Source organism: Paenibacillus vandeheii, assembly GCF_030433635.1.
In the GTDB taxonomy this organism is placed as follows: Bacteria; Bacillota; Bacilli; order Paenibacillales; family Paenibacillaceae; genus Paenibacillus; species Paenibacillus vandeheii.
Genome location: NZ_JAROCD010000044.1, coordinates 1 through 850, shown reverse-complemented (window position 1 = coordinate 850; position 850 = coordinate 1). Strand labels below are relative to the sequence as shown.

The window sequence follows — 850 nt, the reverse complement described above, 5'->3', positions numbered from 1 at the left end:
ATATCCAGAAACTCTGCCATGTGTTTGGCGTGTCCCGGAGTGGGTTTTATGCCTATGTAAAACGTAAACGAATCGATCGCGATGCAAAGGCGAAGAAACAGGTGCTTCAAACGTATCAACGATACGAAGGCAAATATGGTTACCGACAGCTGCAGTTGTTCCTTTGGCAAGATCAAGGGATTTGGATGAACCACAAAAAGGTGCTCCGCCTGATGCAAATGCTAGGTATTCAATCTCGAATCCGTCGTAAACGTCGCTCCAGCAGCTCGTATGCACCTGCGCAGCGTGTAGCAGAGAACTTCTTGAAGCGAGATTTCAGTGCAGAAAAACCGAATCAGAAATGGGTAACGGATATTACCCAGTATCGTGTGGGAGAGCGCTGGATATATCTTTCAGCCATAAAGGATCTGTTTAATAACGAAATTGTGGCTTACGAAATAGGTGAACGCAACGATAATGAACTGGTGCTCCGCACATTCAGCAAGGCGTTTGCGAAGCAAAAAGACGTGACCGGACTGGTCGTTCACAGCGACCAAGGGTTCCAGTACACGTCTCATGCTTACCACGACATGCTGCCAAAGGTTGGCGCCCGAATCAGCATGTCTCGCCGAGGAAATTGTTATGACAATGCCTCTATGGAGAGTTTCTTCTCGCATCTCAAAACGGAAGGACTCTACCCTTATCATATCCGAACGGTTGCCGAAGCACAAAGCAAAATCGAAAAATATATCCGTTTTTACAACCGAAAACGGCCACAACGAAAACTAAAAAAACTGACGCCGGTAGAGTACCGACGCCAGTTTGCAGCCTAGGGTCTTTTTATAATGTCTACAAAATGGGGTCTTGACCA

General features: G+C 46.6%; 1 protein-coding gene. It reads left to right on the top strand.

What is annotated here, in order from left to right; genetic code table 11:
* The coding region (locus P5G61_RS31835) for an IS3 family transposase (RefSeq protein WP_301250125.1) at positions 1-812 on the top strand (812 nt) is incomplete at its 5' end.
* Positions 813-850: the final 38 nt, after the last annotated feature.